Source organism: Chryseobacterium sp. CBTAP 102, assembly GCF_003201365.1.
Taxonomy (GTDB): Bacteria; Bacteroidota; Bacteroidia; order Flavobacteriales; family Weeksellaceae; genus Chryseobacterium; species Chryseobacterium candidae.
This window is the reverse complement of sequence record NZ_QICX01000001.1, coordinates 682,966-703,216: the sequence shown is the minus strand read 5'-3', so window position 1 is coordinate 703,216 and position 20,251 is coordinate 682,966. Positions and strand designations below refer to the sequence as shown.

Genomic DNA, 20,251 nt, shown 5'->3' with positions numbered 1-20,251 from the left:
AAAATTCTGAAAATTAGGTTTGGATAAATCTACAGCCAAGAAATAAAGTATTTACTTATATGTAATGGGTAAAAAAACATGCTTTATTAATAAAAGCAGCACCATTATATGATAATGATGCTGCCAGAGTAATGTTTTACCTCAGTAATGGAATATTAGAATATTTATACTGAGGGAACTAACGGTGCAATCTGATCTCTCTCAACCTCACAACTCTGATTGTCTGTTTATATAAAATGGTTATTAGTTTCTGCAAATATATAAATTTAGACACTAAAAAGTGTCTAAAATGAAAAAAAAATCATAAACTTGTAAGTTTGAAAGTTTATTATGGAAAGAAAGTCTGTTGCAGGAAGTATCAGGAACAAGGAACGCAGTAAAAAAAAGTTTTTGGATGCGGTTGGAAAAATACTGAGAACAAAAGGATATACTGCTTTGAAAGTGAATAGTATTGCTGCTACAGCCGGGGTGGATAAGAAAATGATTTATTCATATTTTGGAGGGATAGACGGCTTGATTGATGAGTATATCCTTTCACAGGATTTCTGGAGCAAAGTAACCATTCAGGAAACTGAGAAAATAAAACCTAAATTGTATGACAGAGGGAAATCTTTCATAGAAGAAATGCTTTTATCCCAATTTGACTATGTTTATTCAAGCAAAGAAGTGCAAAAGCTAATTCTCTGGCGCTTATCAGAACCCCGTAAATCTTTAAAAAAACTCACCGAAACCCAGGAACAAAACGGAGAATATATTTTCAAGCTTTTGATGGATTCCCATTTTAAAAATAATGCTGAACATGTACGCTCCATTATGGCCATTATGTTTTCGGGGCTTTATTACCTGAATATGTATGCGGCAATGAATGGAAGTATTTTCTGTGGAATAGATGTTGACAGCCCTAAAGGACGGGATAAGATCAGGAAAGCGATTTCTTTCATGTTACATCATACCTATAAAAGCCTGTAAAATTCTTATTTTTGAAAATTGAAACTGTTATAAAAAAACAAAACCATTAGAAATAAAGCTAATGGTCTGTCTATAAGTTGTGTTTCTTCCTTAGTTATTTCGTATTTGAAATTGTCTTAAAGTAAGGGAACCGAATAATACAATTTGGATTGTCTTATTTTTCAACCTAATAGTGTTTTAAAATATGCAGTTGGTTTTAGTTTATACAAATATATAAAATAAGACACTTCAAAGTGTGTAAAATTGTGAAATTTCTCTTATTTTTACTTAATATTTTGAAATTCAGCATGTTATTTTTCGTTGTCTATGTAAAAACTTCTCTTAAATGATACGATAGGCTCAGTTTAGGTTATAAAATACAACAGAAAACATTTCTAAGGTAAAGAGTGTCTTTAATAAAAAAATAGTGATAAAAAATATCTATAGGAAAGTATTTTATTTAATATCAGGCTGGTATTTTATATAAAAAAGCAGCATCACTATGGAAAAATGATGCTGCTGGTTGTGTTTTTACCTCAGTCGTTGATGTTCGAAATATTTTAAACTGAGGGAACTAACGATACAGTCTGAATAGTTTTTAATTTTTTAACTTCGGTAGTGTTTATATATATAATGGTTTTAGTTTGTACAAATATATACAAACAAATTAAATTAGACACTTGTTGGTGTCTAAAATGATAAAAAAAATTCTTAAACTTGTATATTGAATGTTTAATCATGGAAAGAAAGTCAGCATCAGGTAGTATTAGGAATAAGGAACGCAGCAAAAAGAAGTTTTTGGATGCTGTTGGAAAAATACTGAAAACGAAGGGACATGCGGGGTTGAAGATTAATGATATCGCTGCTACTGCCGGAGTGGATAAAAAAATGATCTATACCTATTTTGGAGGAATGGATGGCCTGATGGACGAATATGTCCGTACACAGGATTTCTGGGTAAAAGTAACCAGCGAGGAAGTGGAAAAAATGAAACCGAATCTTGAAGATGGAGGCAGAGAATTTATTGAGCATATGCTGCTTTCCCAGTTTGATTATGTGTATAACAATAAAGAAGCCCAGAAGCTTTTGTTATGGACCATCTCTGAGCCCAGAAAATCATTGAAGAAACTGATTGATACACAGGAAGAAAACGGAGAATTTATCTTTAAACTGTTGATGGAATCCCGTTTCAAAGATAAATTGGAAACATACCGTGCGATTATGGCGATCATGGTTTCAGGGCTTTATTACCTGAATATGTTTGCTTCTCTAAACGGAAGCATTTTCTGCGGCATCGATACTAACACTCCTGAAGGTCGCGAAAAGATTAAAAAAGCGATATCCTTTATGGTAGATCAGACCTATGATAACCTTTAATCCTTTAATAAAGATAAATTGTAAAGAACATAACAAGGGGCAAATCACTGCCCCTTATTTTTTATTTTATTGATGAGTATTCTATCCTTTATGATAAGGACAGCCTGAAGCTGTAACAGCATTTCCATCCGTAGTAAAGAACTGCTCTTCAATTACCTTTCTCTGCTCTTCAGGAATATCCTGTATCTTACGAAGGGTGTTTACCTGGATGTGAGGCCAGCTTGTAGTACCTCCATCATTTCCGAAATCAAATTCAAAGAATACAATCTGCTCATACTGAAGTTGAAGAATCTCTTTTCCATCTTCAATCACTGTCTCTATCCACATATCCATATCTACCTCAACGGTAGGAACAAAACGGTTGACAAAAGGAACATTCAAAACTCCTCCCTGTGCTCCGGTCTTCATTTTGGAAGACATTCTCACATGAACATAATTACTGACTTTCTGACCTCTTAATGTGTCCCTAAGTCTCAGATCAGGGCGCACAGAGTAAGGATATAAATCATCAGCCAGTATTCTCTGGGTATAAATCTTGTTTGAACCCGGATCATTCTTGTCGTCCAGTGTTTGGTGAACCCAATCCGGTGCAGGTTTATCAAGGTCAATGATTTCTTCTGGCGTTACTCCTGCATTTCCCATTGTACGTGAAATTGAAAGATGATTGGTTTCCCATGCTTCTTTACCATAAGGGAACTGAGGAGAACCTTCAATTAAATAGTACGTTGTGTTATCCTTATTTTGAGGAATAATATCTCCAAGCAAAGTAATGGTACTTCCATGAGGAATAACTCCGCTTCGGGAGATAGAGTAGTCCGGAATAAAATAAGGACCATCAAGCCCTGCTCCCGGCTTTATTTCCTGGGCCGGAATAATTTCATAATAAAGCTGTCCCGGTTGCAGCTGGCTTTGAAGAATATATTGGGGGTTGGCATCTTCGTCCGGTGTTATCCTTAGTAAAGGCTCATCCCTGTACTCGCCGGTATATCCATATTTGGCATCTTCTGTTGAAACGGCATGAATACCACGGTCTCTTTCAATAGATTCTTTCGTTGCTGCATGATTATAGACATCACTCAGCCATAGGTACATTCCGTTTTCTTCGTGGATGGGGGTATATTTCAGACCATCCTGTCCTGGTATAGCATTAACACTTTTAATGCTTTGTTCGTATTTAACTGCTCCGCAGAAAAGTTCACTGGCACCTCCACGGTTACGTACTCCTCCCGGAACGATGGAAAATGTCAGTTTCTCAATATATTCTTCACTGTCAAAAGCGAATTTTCCGGGTATTGTTCCTGAATTGGTTCCGGGGGAAGGCATAATGGTGGTATGTATTCCGCTTGCTAATGATGGTTTTGGAATATCTTTATTGTAATTGACATTATAGCTTACCCAGGTACCATCCAGTGCAGCCAGAACTCCATAATTTACATTATTTTCAATGGCCTGCAGATTGTCTTCTCTGAATGGTCTTACCGGATCATCAATAAGAAGTTTTGAATATCCATCCATTATTTCAGCCAGATTAATTTCATTCTGACCAGACATTTTGCGGAATAACTGTTCGCCTCCCGCTTCGGGACTTTCTTTTTTTCTTTTAAGCATGATATATCGTTTTTATGATTATAGATTGATGTATTCGAAAGTTGGCCCGGCATTAGTCTGCGCATCTAATGGTTGTTTCATCAGATTAACAGCCTGTTCTTTCAAAGCATACATGTACATAATAGATTTCTCCAGTTCTCTCTGATTTCCTTCTACGGCACTTTGTATGGCATCTAATAGACGTCGGTAAGTTTTATTAAACTCCACACCCTGGGCGTGTAATTCTTTGTTTCTGATATAATCTTCCAGTTTAGGATTAGGTTTCATAGGATAGGCTTCGTTCCAGTCTACCGGAAGATCTTTTCCTGTAGGTGGCGTTGTTACAGGCATCATCCCGTTTTCATCCATGAAAGGCTCATAGTTTCCTCCCAGATAGAAATGCTCATGGAAAACTTCTTTAAATCTGAAATAATGTGCCAGTTCAACCCCTTCTTCAAACTGAGATGGATCTACATCAAAAATAGAATCATCAGCACCTTCACCCTGGCCCTTAATTTCCTGGAAAACAGCAATGACTCCGGCTAAAGCTTCTACAGAATGTAATTTTCCGCCACTTCCATAATATTGCTCTGGACGGATCTGTTTTGCCGGGTTTCCGGTGAAAATTCCTCCGGTATTTAATTCCTCAAAATTTGTTGGAAATTTTCCATGCTCTTTGTAATAAGCAATGATTTGGAAAATAACTATATAGAAGAATAAGACATCATAATATTCACCAATGGTGTGTACATTTTCCATGATGAAACCTTTCATATTTTCAAGAGTCCAGAAGTTGTTTTCCTGTAATGCTGCCCTTTGAGAATATAATGCGGAAGAATCGGTTTCGTAATCATATTTGGGAGCTTTTACCAAAGGCTGGCTTGGACTTTCAATTGCAATAAATGTAGCAATACTGTTGCTTGAAAATGTTTCAAGCCCTACGTAGAAATCCACATTCATTGGTAATTTCATCGGATAGGTAGGGTAGTTCTCCTGTTTGTTTACAGAAGGCTGGATATCAATTGCATTCAGAACGTTACAAACCATAATCAGGTGAAGCATTTCTTCTACAGCAACACTTCTGATAATTTGTGAAGCCAGAGCGTTAGTTCCATCCTTGATTGAGTATAAAGCCGTAAGGTAAGGAGGAATGGTAGAATGTTCAATAAGAATGGCCGTTTGCAATAGGTCTTGTAAAACCGGTTTGTAATCAATTTCCGTTATCTCGTTTTTAAATTCCGGAGCTAATGCACCGAACTGAGCTTCCAGATAGGCATTAAAATCTTCAATCTGATCATTCAATAAAAGATTAGTCAGTGTTTTGCTTTGATGTTTTAATCCCTCTATCCAGTCTTCTTTGCTCAATGTTGAATCAAATAATAAAGAAGGTAATGAAATGGCTTCTGTAACTACGGCGCTTCTTGCGGCCATTCTTCCTGCTGCTAATAAGGTTTCCTGTGGCTGTGCTGTTTTATTGATAAGTCTTTGTCTCATGTTGTTATTTTTTAAGTAGAATTTCAAGATCAGCAAGGATAGATTCCACCGAACGGATCGTGAATGCTGATAATGTTAAAGTAGGGTTTGAAGTTCCCAGCGTAGTCATATTTCCTGCTCCTACGACGTATAAATTCGGATGATCCCAGGTTTTACAATAGCTGTTGGTTACAGAATCTTCAGCTTTAGAACCCATTCTGTGAGTTCCTACGATATGACCCGCTCCGTTGTAAGAATATCTTTTCTTATTGTATATCACAGAGTTTTTGTCTTTCTCTGTATATTTTGTGAAATCCTTAATGTTTAATTTTTTAAACATTTGATCCGAAGCATCTTTTGCCTGCTCCATAGCTTTCATTTCGTACTCTGTCAGTTCATAATGAATAACAGGACGTGGAATTCCAAGTACATCCAGATATTGATCGTTAATGGTAACCCTGTTATTGGGATTAGGCAACTGTTCTATTTCAAAATGGAATAAAACCTGTTTTGAAAGCCTGTTGGTAAGTTCTTTTCTTAATTCTGCACCGAAAAGACCTTTGCCGATAAATTCTCCGACATCGGATCCCGGAGAAAATGCCGGCCATCCCCATCCCCAATTGTCAAGCGGAGAAATCCATGCTGAAAATTCACTTCTGAAATCCCCGTCACGGAATGACGAAATGTTTGTGGTAGAACCGGGACCTCTGTAAGGATAAACAGGTTCAGGGAAAAGTCCCCATGTCAGCATTACCATATGATCCATAAGGTTTCTTCCTACCTGGTCACTGCTGTTAGCGGCCGTCTTTACAACGTTGTTAACGGTATATTTGGAGTTCAGTAGGATTTTTGGATTTTCAAAAGCGTTAGCAGCCAAAATTACAATAGCATCTGAGGTATCAACGGATTCTTCAATAAAATCTGTTTTCTCTTTTGAAGTATATTTTCTTAAATGAACCTTGGAGATTTTATCTTTATCATTTGGGTCAATGCTTAGCCTGTAAACCACACTCTGTGCCTGAATCTGCATGTATGGATTGCGCTTAAGATTTTCATTATCATTAAGTTTATACAAAGCTTTTTTTAATGTTTTTAAAGCATTGTATTTCGCCTGAACAGGACAGATCGGAACACAGGAAGCGTTTCCTTCACAGCGTTCTCCCATATAAGGATTCCACACAGAGCCAAGGGCTTTGTATTCTTCTTTTTCAGAGCTGTCTAATATCAGTTGATATCCTGAATCTTTCGGTTCAGCTTTGATGATCTTTGTTTTTCCGTATTTTGGATTTGGAATGGAGTTTCTTCCCTGTGGAGATGGTACCATCATTAAAGGAATCTCTCCGGAGCTTAGTTTCACGCTGGTGCCTTTAAGTCCCTCAATAATCTTATGATCCATATAACTCTGAGGAATTTCTTCCATCGGGAAGACATAGTTTCCATAATACTCTTCCATATTCTCATCAATAGGATATTCTTGTCTGGAAACATCCCCGGAAACTCCGATTTCAAATTCCGCCATCTCATAGTAGGGTCTTAATTCTTCATAGCTTATCGGCCAGTTGACAGGAGTTTTTTCATCAGAATCCGGCTTTGGAATAGTAATGCCGTATTTTTCAGTAAGCCTGAAATCGTTGGGAAGCATTCTTGGAGTCGTTCCCAGCCAGTGAAGCGTAGTTCCGCCTCCTACTCTTATCGCATCACTTGCGAATGGCATCGGCCCAAATTGTACCAGATAGCCTTTTTTATCGGGATACGGCTGAACAATATGTTCCATATCGAGAACATTTGGAGAAGGAGCTTGCTTTAAATTTGGATAAGGAGAATTGGGAACTTTGGCTTCCTCTTTGTAAAAAGTACGGATATATTCATTATAAGTGGTCATTGAGGATACGGAATCCAGTTCAATACCTGCTTCCAGCCCCGCTTCATACATGAGTATTGATATTTCTTTGACATTATCCGATTTTCCGGCATCTGCACGATGGATCATTTTTCCTTTGGTTACGTCAAATACATGATCGGACAATAGCTTTGCGATCAATGATCCCGCGATCCCCGTTCCTACGATGATCACATCTTTTTTGTTATTAGTCTGGCTCATGAGTGGGTGTTTACGGGTTTAATATTCCATGATTTATATCCTGGCTGTTTGGCTCCCGGAGGATGGGAGTGCATCAGATTCCAGACAAGACCTTCCTTATAAGAAAGATCATTGATATAGGCCCCTTCCCAGGTTCCCAGATACCACATGGTAATTACTTTTCCGGAAATGTCATTCATTCCCGGGTTGCTGATAATTTCAGATTGAATGGCTTTTTTTAATCCCTCTTCACCGGAAGAATTTTCAAGAATATTTTTAGAAACGGTAAGGAATTCCACGAAAGTTGCTGCTTCCAGACTTTTTAAAACATAGGTATAATAAGTTTCTGCAAGCCCTGTTGACTGAAGTTCGTTCACCGTAAACCCGGTAAGCGCTTCCGAGATAGACATAAACACGTCGAAATAATAATCGTCGACGTTGAGAATTTTGTTAATAATATTCATTTCGTAAAAAATTTGGGTTAGATATCTTCAACTCCTTTTATCAGGAGATGATCAAGCCTATTGATCTACAGCTGCTGATTTTTCAGATACCACCTCTTTTTCCGAAATGATTGAATGTATTTCAAGCGATCCATAGTTATCAATTTTGTTTATCCGAAATTAATCAGATCCCATCAGATACGATTCAGTATTTCTACGTAATTTGTTTTTATTTAGTTTTAATTTTTTGTAACAAAACCTTTACGTAAAGTAGTTTCAAGAGGTTTTGTTTTCACTTGGTTTAGAATTACTTTAAATAATGCGGCAGTGAATATAGAACTGGATTTTAATATCGGGAAATTAATATCCTTAAAAATAATAATAAATGGATGTTTTAAAATTATTTATATTTACTAATAAAAAGATAGTAGTTACTAAAAGGTTAGTAATAACATTTAGGTTAGTAATTAGTGAAAACAAAGACAATGGAAGAAGAAAAAATAGTGTATTCAAGGCCGCAATGCAGTACCCATCTGTCTGCTACAGAGGATGCTTTGTATGTCTTGGGAGGCAGATGGACCATCCGGGTAATGATTGCTATTCTGGGCGGGCATACACGCTTTAATGAACTGCAGAGAACCATCAGCGGAATTTCAGCAAGAGTATTATCCAGTGAATTGAAAAAGCTGGAGGTTAATCATTTGGTAGAAAGAACCGTTATTGCAGATCAGAAACCGGTTCTGGTAGAATATGTTCCCACGGAATATAGCGAGTCACTGAAAGATGTTATTGCAGCACTGGCAGATTGGGGAGCAAAGCATAAAAAGAAAATTACAGTCTGATATCAGGTCAGAAGAGTAGTGTTGACGTTAGAAAATACTGTTTGTTGGTATTTGATAAGTTACAGCATTGCTTACACTTTAAATATTTTTACTCAAATTAATAATAAGAAAATGGTCATAAGCGAAGAATTATTATTTTCCCACGGAGCCACTCTGGAAAGTTATGAGGCAGGAGATGCCATTTTTCAGGAAGGTGTAGCAGCAAAATATTATTTCCAGATCAGACAAGGTACAGTAAAACTGAATACGTTTTTGGAAGACGGAAAAGAATTTGTTCATGGACTTCCTTTTGATGGACATTGCATTGGTGAAAGCTATTTGTTTACCGATCATCATTATGCCATCAATGCTATTGCGGTTACCAGCTGTGAAATTATCAGAATTTCCGGAACCAAACTTCTCGAAATACTACTGGTAAATCCTGAATTACTACTTGAAATTAATAAATATATAGCGGACAGAATGCATTTCAGGTATATGATTTCCAGCTTTCTGGCAATTTCGGATCCTATTATAAAACTCATGAAGCTTTTTGATCATATTAAAAAATATTTCGGATTTGAAGAAGCCTATTCATTTCTGATTCCCTACACCAGGCAGCAAATAGCAACCTTAACCGGTCTTCGGGTGGAGACAGTGATCCGGTATGTCAAGAAAATGGAAGAGCAGAAAATGGTTAAAATTGAAAGCACAAAAATTTATTATTAGTTTTCGGTAATTTATTTTCAGTTTTCTGATTATTTTAAAATTAAAACAGGCTGGAAGGTATTTTGGTAAATTCCCTCGGAGATACTTCTGCTTGCCAGATAATACAAAAAGCTGTGTTTACCGGGAAGCGCAATAATAAGATCTGATTTGTCAGATGCCGCAAAGTTTAAGATACCTTGTATAATATTTTCATCATGAGAATAATGGATACTGCTTGGAATTTCCGTTAGATGTTCACGTATATAATCTTCCAGTTCTTTTTTCTGGTTCTTATCCTCTTTTTCGGAGGTATTGATATTTAAAAATGAAAGACGAACATCTTGTTTATGAATAACAGATTTGTGATGGAACAGTCTTTCTAATCTTTTAATACCCTTAATATCACAGGGAATAAATATATTCTTAATAGGCGAATAATGGTAACTGTTAGGAACAATTAATGTTTTCACAGGACTTGTTCTGGCAATACTGATAATATTCTCAGAAACAAAACTCTCAGTGAAAGAAGTCTGATCATCACTTCCCAGAATAATCAGGTCTACAGAAGGCTGGTTTTTTAAAAGCTCATTGATACTCCTTGTCAGTGTCCAATCACTCAATACCCTGGAAACCTTTATTTCAGTTGATTTTTCAGCGATGATATCCGCTAGCTGATCAAATAACAATTCAGTCCTTTGCAACAGGTTGTTCACACTTTCTTCATTCACAAATGAATGCCCTTCTGCGATGTGCAGATAATCAAACTCAGATTCTCCCGCTGTTTTGAGAAGGATAATATTTTGATATTCGTAGGTTTTTGCCCAGTCTGCGGCAACGCTTACTGCATTTTGCGTAGTTGATGTAAAATCAACAGGTACAAGGATTGTTCTCATTTTGTATCATCTTTTAATGCTTATTCTTCCAGGTTAGCTGTCATTTTTTTTACCAAAAGGAGTGCTTTGGTGACCTCTGCCTCGTCAATACCGTCAACAGCTTTTTTATAAAGATTCAATGCCCATGGATAAACTGTTTCTACAATCTGTTTACCCTTAGGAGTCAAAAAGATCTGTTTATTTCTCCTGTCATTCTTATCAGCTGTTCTTTCCACCAAATCTCTTTTTACAAGACTGTTGATGAGATACGTAATGCTTGATTTGTCTTTACTCACTTTATTTCCTATTTCCTGTTGATTGATTCCGTCATTTCGTGAAAGCAATCCCAGAATTTCGATCAGTTCAAAAGAAAGATCCGGATCATATTCATTAATACTGTTCCGGATTTTCTGCCGGAGACGGCTTTTCATTTCGCTCATTGCCAGACCAAGTTCCAGAGCCAGTTCTGATATGTTATTCTGTTTTGCAGACATTATATTTTGATAATAATGATTTAATAGGATAAGTTTTATCTTAACAGGTCTTGTAGTAAACTTATCCTATCAAATATACGGAAAATTAGTTTTAATTAAAACTAATTGAGGATGAAATATTCTGTCAAAAAGATAAAACAGTCAATTAAATCTATAGAAATCAGCATTGTAGGATGATGATGGAATGGAATAAGAAAAGGCATTGATGAATGGGTAAAACAGAAATAAAAAAAGCAGAGATTAATTCCCTGCTTTTTCTTTTTTTACAGCCTGATTCATAATAAGGATAATTCCCAAAAGAAAACATGCAATGATCAGATATCGCCAGGACAGCCCCATTTGATCAGTTACAGTGCCACTTACAGAAATGATAAAACTGGTTACCGAAGTGATCACATATACCAATCCACCCATTAAACCTCCGGCTGTTCCTGCATTTTTAGGAAAGTAAAGCATACTTGTCGTAAAAAAAGAGGTAAATAAAATTCCGGAACAGATATGAATGAAAAAGGCAAAAGGAATCATAATGAAAAGGCTTTCTGCAAAATAGCTGGTGGTGATCAACGCTGCAATCAGAATCAGCTGTAAAAGTATAGGCTGTAGAATTCTTGGTTTAAAATCCAAAGTCAGTCTGCGTTTTCCTATAAATCCTCCAATCATCCATGAGAATCCTAAGATCAGGGTACAGTAGCCAATCACTACCGGAGTAAAATGAAAAGTGTTTTCAATGATAAATGGTCCGGTAATATTGAATAACATTACGATAGAGTAGCTCAGTCCTAAAATGAAAATCCCCAACATGAAAATCCTGTTTTTCAACATCATTTTGTAAAGACTTATATTTTCTGAAAGATCCAGCTTCTTTTTCTGGGGAAGACTCTCTTCACTAAAAAACCACTCAAAAAGAAACAGAAATCCTGCATAAGCGGCCAAAAAATAAAAATTCGCATGCCAGTTAAAGATTTTCTCAAGATATCCTCCAAGGAAAGGAGCCAGAATAGGACCGCAGGACCATACAATGGTGAAGTAGCTCAGATAATGCTTTACCCTTTCCGCATCATAAATATCCACAAAGATAGCACGCGTAGCCACAACAAGTACTGAAACTGCAGCTCCCTGAAGAATACGAAGCAGACAGATCAGTAAAATACTGTTGGTCATTGTAATTAAAATACTGGTAAGTATTAAAAGGAATAAGGCTATCAGTTTGGGACGGTAGCGGCCAATGCTGTCAAGAATTCCCCCTACAAATAATTGGGAAATCCCGTAGCTCAGCAGATATGATGTCAGTGTAATCTGAATATCTTTTTCCGAAACCATCATCTCTTTTGCCATAGAAGGGAACGATGGTAAATAAATATCCGTGACAAAACCGGAAAGCGGGATAGACACGAAAGCCATAATGGTAATTAATCTGATTCGTTGTTCAGATGCTTCTCTCAACATATTCATTCATTTTTTACACTGCAAAAATAAGTCAGGAAATATAAAAATGAATTTTAAAAGACAAAGTAAAAATTGCAAAAATCAAATATTATGACAGGTTCTTAAATTTTAAGGGTGAAGTCCGTGCATGCTTTTTAAAGAAATTATTAAAATGGGCAGGCTGATCAAACCCCAGAGTATAACCTATCTGGGCAATATCCCAATTGGTATATTTCAGCAGGTTTTTAGACTCTTCAAACATCTTTTCTTTAATGATCTGTGTGGTTGTAAGGTTGGTTACAGATTTCACGGAAGAGTTCAGATGATTGACATGTACGTTCAGATGTGCGGCAAAATCAGAAGGTGTTTTTAAGGCCAGCGGATAAGCAGGAGAGTCCAGAGGAAACTGTTTGTTGAGCAATTCATCGAATAATTTATACAGACGTACATTGGCGGGAAGCTCATTAGGATTGATATCTTCCATACGGTTTTCCAGTGCCAGATGCATTACAGAGGCAAGATTGCTTTTGATACTGCTGCAACGGAAAGGATACGTAGAATTATTCATTCTGTAGATCTGATCAAAATACAAAGTGGCCAGCTGGGTCTGTTCTTCATTGAGAAAAACAACAGGTTTGCTCCATTCTTTGAACATGGAAGTTTTTTTAAACAGATTAAATTCTGAATTTCCATTAAAAAACTCCTGGTTGAACAAACAGAAATACCCTTCCTGAAAATCACTTTCGCACTCCCATGAATAAGGAATGCTTGGAGAAGGGAAGAATAAAGCTGGACCGTCTATAAACAACTGATGTGCGCCATAATGAATAGTCCCTTTTCCAATGATAAAGCTTATTTTATAATAATCACGACGGTTGTAAGGACTTTTAAAACTGCAGTATCTCCGCATGGAAATATTAAAATGGGATTTTCCGGTTTCAAAATCCTCAGAATCAAATATTTTGATCTGATCTTTACGGATGCGTCTGTAATAATCTTCTATCGTTTCCAGCTGATCACTCATAAGTAGAAATTATAAAAATCAAAGATAGGTAAAGTATTATTCATTCAAAATAATTTTAAATGAGATAATAGAAATTAGAATTATAGTCTTCCTCAATAGTTGCAAAACTAAAAAATGATATACCCTATTATATATGCAAATATCTAGAACATCTATGGTTAAAAAGTGGCTGGATTAACCTTTATTAATCTCCAGTTCCAAAATAATGAGACGGCAGTTGAAAAGGTCCGGTTTTTACATTCTTTTTGTAATGCATAAAGAGAAGAATCAATAATAGGTATAAGATCAGAAATTCCCTCTTCAGAACCTACTGTAAATTTTGAAATGATATCCACGGGATCTTTTTTATTTAAAATTATAAGGATTAATCCATTCAAAAAGGATACAGTTGGTGAAAATGCCACTGGCACAGAAATTATTTGTTTAAAATATCCTGTATCATTAAATTTTTAGTATAAAATACTGATAGAAATAGAATAGAGCTGCAATTTTAAAGCGCTAAGAGTTATAAAGTTATTAAGAAGAATTGTATAAAATCAAGTGATGTATATAAGAATATTGTAATGCAGAATTATCATAATTTTTATCGATTGATGTTGATTTTTAATGACTTACTTAGAACTGAACTCATGCATTGTATGAAATCCGATTACACGGCTTGTATTCTATAATAATTTGATTTTATTTTAAAAATTAAATTGAATTTGAAAAAGACAAAAAAAAATTATTTAATCCACTATTTTTTTTCGACACAATTAGGCTGGAATCACCATAAAACCTATATTTGCACCCTAAATTTTTAAATAAATGAAAGAACTAATTGAAAAAATCAACGTAGAATTTGAAGCGTTCACAACTGAGGCAAACCAACAAGCGGAAAAAGGAAACAAGGCAGCTGGTACAAGAGCTCGTAAAGCAGCTTTAGAACTTAGCAAACTGTTCAAAGAATTCAGAAAAGTTTCTGTAGAAGAAGCTAAGAAATAATTCACCATTAACCGGCTTTTGAAGCCGGTTTTTTTATGGACTGAATTCAATAGAGTTTTATTTGAAATCAGATATTCCCACAGAAAACGGATTACCATTTCAAAAGATCAAAAGGACTGTTGTATTGATGTTTTTTTTTATATTGTAGTTATTGATGAATTTTTATCATTTGTTTTTAATGAAAATATTGATAATATGATTTAAAAGTCTCTTTTCTCACTTAATTTTTCACTATCTCCTCAATTTCTTTTATCTTTAAACCAATCAATATATATTATGAGGATAAATAGATTTTTGGCAGTGCCTGCAGTAGTGCTGGCTGCTCAGTTTTCATGGGCTCAGGTAAAGGTTGACCCAAAAGAAAGGCTTAGCCCTGTCGTAAAAAGTTTTGTAGATGAAGTTAATCATAATTCTCAGCTGGAAAAGCTGGCATCTGAACTGTTGGATGGGATAGGTCCCCGCCTTGTAGGAACTCCTGAAATGCTTGCAGCAAACGAATGGAGTGCCAATAAGCTTCGCTCCTGGGGAGTAGATGCCAATCTTCAGCAATTCGGAACATGGAAAGGATGGCAGAGAGGAACTACTCATGTTGATATGACATATCCGCGCATAAAATCCCTTTCTGCAACACAGCTGGCCTGGAGTCCGGCTACAAAAAAAGCGATTGAGGCAGAAGTGATTATTCTTCCGAAAGTATCTTCTAAAGCTGAATTTGATCAATGGCTGCCATCGGTGAAAGGAAAAATTGTGCTGATGGCACAATACCAGAAAATCGGACGTTCTGATGAGCAGATCAAAGAATTTGCAACGCCAGAATTGTATGAAAAGCTTAAAGCTGAAAAAGATCAGGCTGCCAAAGATTTTGCAGCATATATAAAGAATATCGGGTATGATAATAACACGCTTCCCGAAGCATTGGAAAAAGCAGGGGCGGCAGGTATTGCCATTTCAAACTGGACTGGTATTATGGGAGCTAACAGAATATTTGGTGCGAAAACAACCAGAATTCCAATGATCGACATCGATTTGGAAGACTATGGAATGCTTTATAGAATGGCAGAAAATGGAACTCAGCCTAAAATTAAAATTGATGCTCAGTCAAAAGTACTTCCTGAGGCTAAAAGTTTCAATACAATTGGAATGATCAAAGGAAAAGAAAAGCCTGATGAATATGTGATTCTTTCCGCTCACCTTGACTCATGGGACGGAGCTCAGGGAGCTACAGATAACGGAACAGGAACGATCACTATGATGGAAGCCATGAGAATTCTGAAGAAATATTATCCTGATAACAAGAGAACAATTGTAATCGGACTTTGGGGAAGTGAGGAACAGGGACTCAATGGTTCGAGAGGTTTTGTGGCAGATAACCCTCAGATTATTAAAGGAGTGCAGGCTGCTTTTAATCAGGATAACGGAACAGGACGTGTTGTCAACATCAGCGGACAAGGATTTGTAAAAGCTTATGACTATGTAGGAAGATGGCTGGATGGGGTTCCAAAAGCGGTAAGAAGCCATATTAAAACTGATTTTCCAGGAATGCCTGGAGGTGGTGGCTCTGATCATGCTTCTTTCGTGGCAGCAGGAGTACCCGGAATATCTTTAGGTTCTCTGAACTGGGGCTATTTTGGATATACATGGCATACAACGAAAGATACTTATGACAAAATCGTTTTTGATGAGGTGAAAAATAATGTGATTTTAACCGCAGCATTAGCTTATATGGCATCCGAAGATCCTGAATTCAGCAACAGAGAAAAAAGAGTAATGCCTCAGGATGAAAAAGGAGAGACTGTAAAATGGCCTGAACTAAAAGAGCCCAGAAGAAGCTCTAAGGACTATAAATAGTTTTCTTGATTCGAAACAATAGAAGAACAGATGTGATATTCTGATATCTTATTTTTTGCCGTTATTGGCTAAACCAATTATTTATTAATTAAATAATATATGTTTAGCCAATAACGGCATTTTTAATTATGAATTTTCTAAGAATTAGAATGTTTCTCCTCCTCTGAAACTAAATAGGAAAGAGATAAAACTCTGTTATCCTGCATGTGAATTGATTAAACACTGAATAAACTTTTCCATTTTGCTACGGTATTACGGCTCAGCTTAAAATGTAAAGCAAGCCTTGTATTATTAAGGCAATTCTTTTTTTGATACTCGAGAATTTTGCAGATCGTTTCTTTATTGTAAGAACGATGAGACTGATTGACCTTAATGTTCTGGTTATAATTAAATATGATTCCATTAATTTCTATCACATCAAACGCTGACAGGTTTTTCTTGGCCAAAATCCTTGCACATTCATGCTTCTTTTCCGGATGTTTCAGATCGACAATATCACTGTAAATTTTTTTATAATCAGGTGTCATTGAGGGAGATTTTTTGTGATGATCCATTTGTAATATAATTGTAATATAATGATGTAGATTTTATCAGTTTATAGTTCTTTTTTAATGAACTGTATTTGAATGAAAATAAATACCAGAGTTTGTAAATTAATTCAGGAACGTTTCTCAACCGATCATAAGAATGCTTTCAATGCCTGAAGATAATAAACTAAACTGCCTTTGAACTTTACAACAGCTGTATCCTTTAATACCACTTACGGCTCTAGTACTTGACTTGGTCTTAATATCAACTAAACGATTGACTAGCTAATAAAAAGTATGTAGTTTGTGTTTTCATGTAAAAGTATATTTTCTATTCTATATACTCCAATGTTTTGGATACATCATGTATACAGCTTTTGTTGAATGGTAAAAAATACAGAAATCTGTTACCCGTATGGGTTAATTAGCTCCCAAAAGGCAAAACAGAGTTATTTACTTGAAAATACGTGTGTTTCATTGTGCTGTACATTTGATGTATATGTTATTGGGTGGATCGCAATGCTTATTTTTTCTTTAAAATCATCTCTGATGATTGGGCGGAGAATAATAAATCAGGGTAGGTGTAATCATTTCTTTGGAATAGATATCTTCCCAACTTGGAATTAACATCTCATTTCCTATAAAAAAGGCCAAAATAGCGGATTATAGTGTTCCATAGTTTTATTTTAGCTTCTAACTAAAAATACTCTATTTTTCACATATTTATTGAATATTATTTTAAAATAGAGTATTGCACAATAAAACTAATTATAACCATACAAAATATAAATTGATACCTCATCTATTTTTATCTGTATATTTTGCTATCCATTTATAGAGTGTAGTTTTTGGGATTTTATAATCATTTATTATTTCTAGCTTCGTTTTTTTTCCGGTTTCAATTTGTTCCAGGATAAATTCTATGATTTCCTTAGTGTAGATATTTTTCCTAAACTCGGGCAAGGAAGATCTTTTTTTATGAGAAGTATTAGCGGAAATATCCTTTTTCGGAGGAGAAAAGAGTATGAGGTGCTGTGAGTAGGCTCGGAAAAAATCATATTCTAACAGTTTGCTCCACCTCAATAATTTGTCCGTTGTAAGATCTTCTTCAAGGAACATTTGTTCAATTTCAGATTCGGTACATTTCATAAAATTACATACTCTCTGCATGTCTAATGCTTCTTCCTGAAACTTAGCTTTAATAGTACTACCAATATGTATTTTTTTAAAGTTCAAAATAAAAAGTATTATATGATTAAAATTTATTCTCGCAAAAAAAAGTAAAGTCTTGAGACTTATTTTCGTTTGGTTGATGACAAAAAAGCGTCTGAATTATAGTGAATGTTTTCACTACATAGCAAACAGATGATATTAATTCCTATTTGAGAAGAAATAATAACAAATAAAATTTTTTATCATTTTTGTTCAAATTTAGCACTGATTATTTTCTTCTACTAAAATCGTCATACAACATAAGTACATCACTTTATATCATACATGTAGGATCAAAAAAAATCCCGAAAAACGGGAGCCGCAAGTTTGATCACTAGTATAGATCCCTATAAAATCAAAAATGAAAACTGATTTTGTTATTAAAATATTAAAGGAATTTACTTTGTGGTAAGAGGTAAAGCTTAGTTAAAATCTCAATCCAATGACGTGCTTTTGTTTTAATATAGCAAATGAGTCAATAAACTTTATTAATTTGAATTTATATCTAATATTACAACCAGGTAAAATTATTTATACATCAAAAGTACATCATTGATTTTTAAATTTAATAACAGGACATCTGTGTAATGAAAATTTTTTTTGATTGAGAAACATTAGGTTTGTTAGGGTTCTATAGTACTTCAATGAATTTATTCCATATAAATGAAATTCTGTGATTTTTTAATCTGTTATTGTTTTGGAAATATTATTGGTGATGTTTTAATTGATTAATTGATTATTGTATTGTGTTTTCAGTGATAATGCTTTTTGGTTTAATTGGAATTAATGAAAATTTTCAATTATATCGGTGTTTTTTTATAATTTTATGGAAACAGAATTGTAATGTGTAGTTGGTTTGAAAAATTTATTATACATATCCTGTTAAGTTGTTTTTAAGTATTGATGTCACTTTTTGTCACTTTAGAAACTTATTATAAAATTTACTATGCAAACACTAAAGCTTAATCAATTTTCGAAAATATTGCTAAGCATCCTAATATGCCTGATATACCTGCCATTTTCTAATTTACTCTATTCTCAGACATATACTCCTCAATATATAGACAGTATGCTGATAAAAGTTAATGAGGATTTAAGGGTAAGCGGTAGAAAGAAAGAATTGATTAACCTTAATAATAAATTTTGCAATATCAGTAAAAAGCAGGATTATGTAAAAGGAGAAGTACTTTCATATATTAATTTGGGTAATATTTATGCTACCGTTGGAATGTATGAGAAAGCATTCCAATATCTGAATATTGCTGAAGAAAATCTCGAAGGAGTTGATGATTATTATCTGCATACAAAATTATATCAGGAGTACGGTCAGGCCAATTATGTGATAGGTCTTTATAAAAAAGCAATTAAGTATAATTCAAAATCAATTTATTATGGTAAACAAATAAAGAATAAGCGCGATCGAGAAATTTTATCAGTGGTTTATGCAAACAGGGCTGACTTTTTAAGAGAAACCAATTCAATTGATTCTTCGTTAATCTATTTACATAAAGCTTCAGAGATAAAACCTACGCCGGTGATCAATTCCACGATTGCTAATCACTATCTGCTTTTTGCTAAAAATGAGGATTCGGCACAAATGTATTTTAACAGAGCGTTTTCTCTTTTAAAACAAAGAGAGTACTGGGATCCTCAGAGAGCTCTTACTTATTTCTATTATGGGAATTTCTTATTTGAAAAACAGGATTATACTTCGGCATTAGACTATTATATTAAATCAGTAGAAATACTCAAAAAAACCCAAAGAATTTATCAGGTTCCCGTATTATACCAAGCTATTGCTAAGACCTATAAAGAATTAAACAACAGCTCAAAAGAAAAGTATTATCTGGAGAAATATACTAAATTAAATGATAGTCTGGAAAAGGTGTGGGATGAATCAATAAATACTTCTGTTGATAAGATGACTCAGGAAAAGGAGAAAGATGATATAGAAAAACAGCATTCCATCATTATATACAATGTAATCGTTTTTGCATTATTAGGTACTCTTGTAATTGTCTATTTTTTCTATCGTAAAAGAATTGCCAAAAAACACAGAATAATAGAGGAGAAAGAATTAGAGACAGAATTCTTAATAAAAAAAATGTCTGCTAATGATGAAAGGCTGATGTCCTTAGCCAAGAAAAATGATCCTTTATTTTTTAATGAATATCAAAGTTTTTATCCTGAGTTCGTTGAAAGGCTTTTTGAAATTAATTCAAATCTATCAATAAACGAACTTTCTTTTTGTGCCATGATACAATTGGGTTTATCTTCTAAAGAAATCGCTCAATATAGTTTTATGCAGCACAGATCGGTACAAACAAAGAAAAACAGATTACGGAAAAAATTAAATATTCCATCCGATGTGGATATTTACTTTTTTTTACAAGGTCTGAATTCCAAATAATATTTTGGAGATTTTGAC

General features: G+C 34.8%; 18 protein-coding genes. 7 read left to right on the top strand and 11 right to left on the bottom strand.

From position 1 onward, the window contains the following. Positions 1 to 330 precede the first annotated feature (330 nt). Positions 331 to 969 carry a TetR/AcrR family transcriptional regulator gene (locus C8D70_RS03210; protein WP_076597895.1) on the top strand — a complete coding sequence of 213 codons (639 nt, stop codon included), beginning with the start codon at positions 331 to 333 and terminating at the stop codon, positions 967 to 969. A gap of 717 nt (positions 970 to 1,686) precedes the next feature. Further along, positions 1,687 to 2,325 (top strand): TetR/AcrR family transcriptional regulator, encoded by a 639-nt coding sequence (locus C8D70_RS03205; protein ID WP_076597894.1) that lies wholly within the window; start codon positions 1,687 to 1,689, stop codon positions 2,323 to 2,325. Between the two features lie 81 nt (positions 2,326 to 2,406). Here C8D70_RS03205 and C8D70_RS03200 read toward each other — a convergent pair whose 3' ends face one another. Genes C8D70_RS03200 through C8D70_RS03185 form a run of 4 tightly spaced genes read right to left on the bottom strand, consistent with a single transcriptional unit; the run spans position 2,407 to position 7,929 of the window. After that, positions 2,407 to 3,933 (bottom strand): peroxidase, FMP-type, encoded by a 1,527-nt coding sequence (locus C8D70_RS03200; protein WP_110366349.1) that lies wholly within the window; start codon positions 3,931 to 3,933, stop codon positions 2,407 to 2,409. Positions 3,934 to 3,951: 18 nt separating this feature from the next. Then, the gene (locus C8D70_RS03195; protein WP_146212847.1) at positions 3,952 to 5,406 is read right to left on the bottom strand and encodes a ferritin-like domain-containing protein; all 1,455 of its coding nucleotides are present in this window, start codon (positions 5,404 to 5,406) and stop codon (positions 3,952 to 3,954) included. 4 nt (positions 5,407 to 5,410) lie between these two features. After that, positions 5,411 to 7,486, bottom strand: a complete 2,076-nt coding sequence (locus C8D70_RS03190; protein ID WP_110366347.1) for a GMC oxidoreductase — start codon at positions 7,484 to 7,486, stop codon at positions 5,411 to 5,413. Further along, a complete protein-coding gene (locus C8D70_RS03185; RefSeq protein ID WP_076597890.1) occupies positions 7,483 to 7,929 on the bottom strand; it encodes a hypothetical protein in 447 nt (148 codons plus the stop codon). The genes C8D70_RS03190 and C8D70_RS03185 overlap by 4 nt, the downstream gene beginning before the upstream one ends. Before the next feature lie 464 nt (positions 7,930 to 8,393). Between C8D70_RS03185 and C8D70_RS03180 the strand changes: the two genes are divergently transcribed. After that, entirely contained in the window at positions 8,394 to 8,750 is a 357-nt protein-coding gene (locus C8D70_RS03180) for a winged helix-turn-helix transcriptional regulator (protein WP_110366345.1), read from the top strand. Positions 8,751 to 8,861: 111 nt separating this feature from the next. Beyond that, a complete protein-coding gene (locus C8D70_RS03175; protein WP_110366344.1) occupies positions 8,862 to 9,458 on the top strand; it encodes a Crp/Fnr family transcriptional regulator in 597 nt (198 codons plus the stop codon). 29 nt (positions 9,459 to 9,487) lie between these two features. Here the strand turns inward: C8D70_RS03175 and C8D70_RS03170 are convergent, their stop codons facing one another. The 5 genes from C8D70_RS03170 to C8D70_RS03150 form a co-directional block, all read right to left on the bottom strand. Next, positions 9,488 to 10,330: a universal stress protein gene (locus tag C8D70_RS03170; RefSeq protein WP_110366343.1), complete on the bottom strand. Its 843-nt coding sequence runs from the start codon at positions 10,328 to 10,330 to the stop codon at positions 9,488 to 9,490. 20 nt (positions 10,331 to 10,350) lie between these two features. Further along, positions 10,351 to 10,803 (bottom strand): MarR family winged helix-turn-helix transcriptional regulator, encoded by a 453-nt coding sequence (locus C8D70_RS03165; RefSeq protein ID WP_110366342.1) that lies wholly within the window; start codon positions 10,801 to 10,803, stop codon positions 10,351 to 10,353. 240 nt (positions 10,804 to 11,043) lie between these two features. Next, positions 11,044 to 12,249, bottom strand: coding sequence for an MFS transporter (locus C8D70_RS03160; RefSeq protein WP_076597885.1), 1,206 nt, complete (start codon positions 12,247 to 12,249; stop codon positions 11,044 to 11,046). An 88-nt stretch (positions 12,250 to 12,337) separates the two neighbouring features. After that, positions 12,338 to 13,252 carry a helix-turn-helix domain-containing protein gene (locus C8D70_RS03155; RefSeq protein ID WP_076597884.1) on the bottom strand — a complete coding sequence of 305 codons (915 nt, stop codon included), beginning with the start codon at positions 13,250 to 13,252 and terminating at the stop codon, positions 12,338 to 12,340. A 158-nt stretch (positions 13,253 to 13,410) separates the two neighbouring features. Continuing rightward, positions 13,411 to 13,662: a hypothetical protein gene (locus C8D70_RS03150; RefSeq protein WP_136523061.1), complete on the bottom strand. Its 252-nt coding sequence runs from the start codon at positions 13,660 to 13,662 to the stop codon at positions 13,411 to 13,413. Between the two features lie 397 nt (positions 13,663 to 14,059). On the opposite strand from C8D70_RS03150, the gene C8D70_RS03145 reads away from it, so the two are divergent. After that, complete coding sequence (locus tag C8D70_RS03145) at positions 14,060 to 14,236, top strand: histone H1 (RefSeq protein WP_076597882.1); 177 nt, start codon at positions 14,060 to 14,062, stop codon at positions 14,234 to 14,236. 276 nt (positions 14,237 to 14,512) lie between these two features. Continuing rightward, the gene (locus C8D70_RS03140) at positions 14,513 to 16,084 is read left to right on the top strand and encodes a M20/M25/M40 family metallo-hydrolase (protein WP_110366340.1); all 1,572 of its coding nucleotides are present in this window, start codon (positions 14,513 to 14,515) and stop codon (positions 16,082 to 16,084) included. Positions 16,085 to 16,299: 215 nt separating this feature from the next. Here C8D70_RS03140 and C8D70_RS03135 read toward each other — a convergent pair whose 3' ends face one another. Beyond that, positions 16,300 to 16,638 carry a hypothetical protein gene (locus tag C8D70_RS03135; RefSeq protein WP_076597510.1) on the bottom strand — a complete coding sequence of 113 codons (339 nt, stop codon included), beginning with the start codon at positions 16,636 to 16,638 and terminating at the stop codon, positions 16,300 to 16,302. A gap of 771 nt (positions 16,639 to 17,409) precedes the next feature. Continuing rightward, entirely contained in the window at positions 17,410 to 17,847 is a 438-nt protein-coding gene (locus C8D70_RS03130) for a transposase (RefSeq protein ID WP_076597511.1), read from the bottom strand. Between the two features lie 1,045 nt (positions 17,848 to 18,892). Between C8D70_RS03130 and C8D70_RS03125 the strand changes: the two genes are divergently transcribed. Further along, on the top strand, positions 18,893 to 20,233 hold the full coding sequence (locus C8D70_RS03125) for a LuxR C-terminal-related transcriptional regulator (RefSeq protein ID WP_076597512.1): 1,341 nt from the start codon (positions 18,893 to 18,895) through the stop codon (positions 20,231 to 20,233). Positions 20,234 to 20,251 lie beyond the last annotated feature (18 nt).

Bases quoted from the DNA above. Each gene is read 5' to 3' on its own strand.
- C8D70_RS03145 (WP_076597882.1), top strand. From the start codon at position 14,060: ATGAAAGAACTAATTGAAAAAATCAACGTAGAATTTGAAGCGTTCACA.
- C8D70_RS03195 (WP_146212847.1), bottom strand. From the start codon at position 5,406: ATGAGACAAAGACTTATCAATAAAACAGCACAGCCACAGGAAACCTTA.
- C8D70_RS03135 (WP_076597510.1), bottom strand. From the start codon at position 16,638: ATGGATCATCACAAAAAATCTCCCTCAATGACACCTGATTATAAAAAA.
- C8D70_RS03160 (WP_076597885.1), bottom strand. From the start codon at position 12,249: ATGTTGAGAGAAGCATCTGAACAACGAATCAGATTAATTACCATTATG.
- C8D70_RS03185 (WP_076597890.1), bottom strand. From the start codon at position 7,929: ATGAATATTATTAACAAAATTCTCAACGTCGACGATTATTATTTCGAC.
- C8D70_RS03200 (WP_110366349.1), bottom strand. From the start codon at position 3,933: ATGCTTAAAAGAAAAAAAGAAAGTCCCGAAGCGGGAGGCGAACAGTTA.
- C8D70_RS03140 (WP_110366340.1), top strand. From the start codon at position 14,513: ATGAGGATAAATAGATTTTTGGCAGTGCCTGCAGTAGTGCTGGCTGCT.
- C8D70_RS03180 (WP_110366345.1), top strand. From the start codon at position 8,394: ATGGAAGAAGAAAAAATAGTGTATTCAAGGCCGCAATGCAGTACCCAT.
- C8D70_RS03210 (WP_076597895.1), top strand. From the start codon at position 331: ATGGAAAGAAAGTCTGTTGCAGGAAGTATCAGGAACAAGGAACGCAGT.
- C8D70_RS03155 (WP_076597884.1), bottom strand. From the start codon at position 13,252: ATGAGTGATCAGCTGGAAACGATAGAAGATTATTACAGACGCATCCGT.
- C8D70_RS03170 (WP_110366343.1), bottom strand. From the start codon at position 10,330: ATGAGAACAATCCTTGTACCTGTTGATTTTACATCAACTACGCAAAAT.
- C8D70_RS03190 (WP_110366347.1), bottom strand. From the start codon at position 7,486: ATGAGCCAGACTAATAACAAAAAAGATGTGATCATCGTAGGAACGGGG.
- C8D70_RS03205 (WP_076597894.1), top strand. From the start codon at position 1,687: ATGGAAAGAAAGTCAGCATCAGGTAGTATTAGGAATAAGGAACGCAGC.
- C8D70_RS03125 (WP_076597512.1), top strand. From the start codon at position 18,893: ATGCTGATAAAAGTTAATGAGGATTTAAGGGTAAGCGGTAGAAAGAAA.
- C8D70_RS03165 (WP_110366342.1), bottom strand. From the start codon at position 10,803: ATGTCTGCAAAACAGAATAACATATCAGAACTGGCTCTGGAACTTGGT.
- C8D70_RS03175 (WP_110366344.1), top strand. From the start codon at position 8,862: ATGGTCATAAGCGAAGAATTATTATTTTCCCACGGAGCCACTCTGGAA.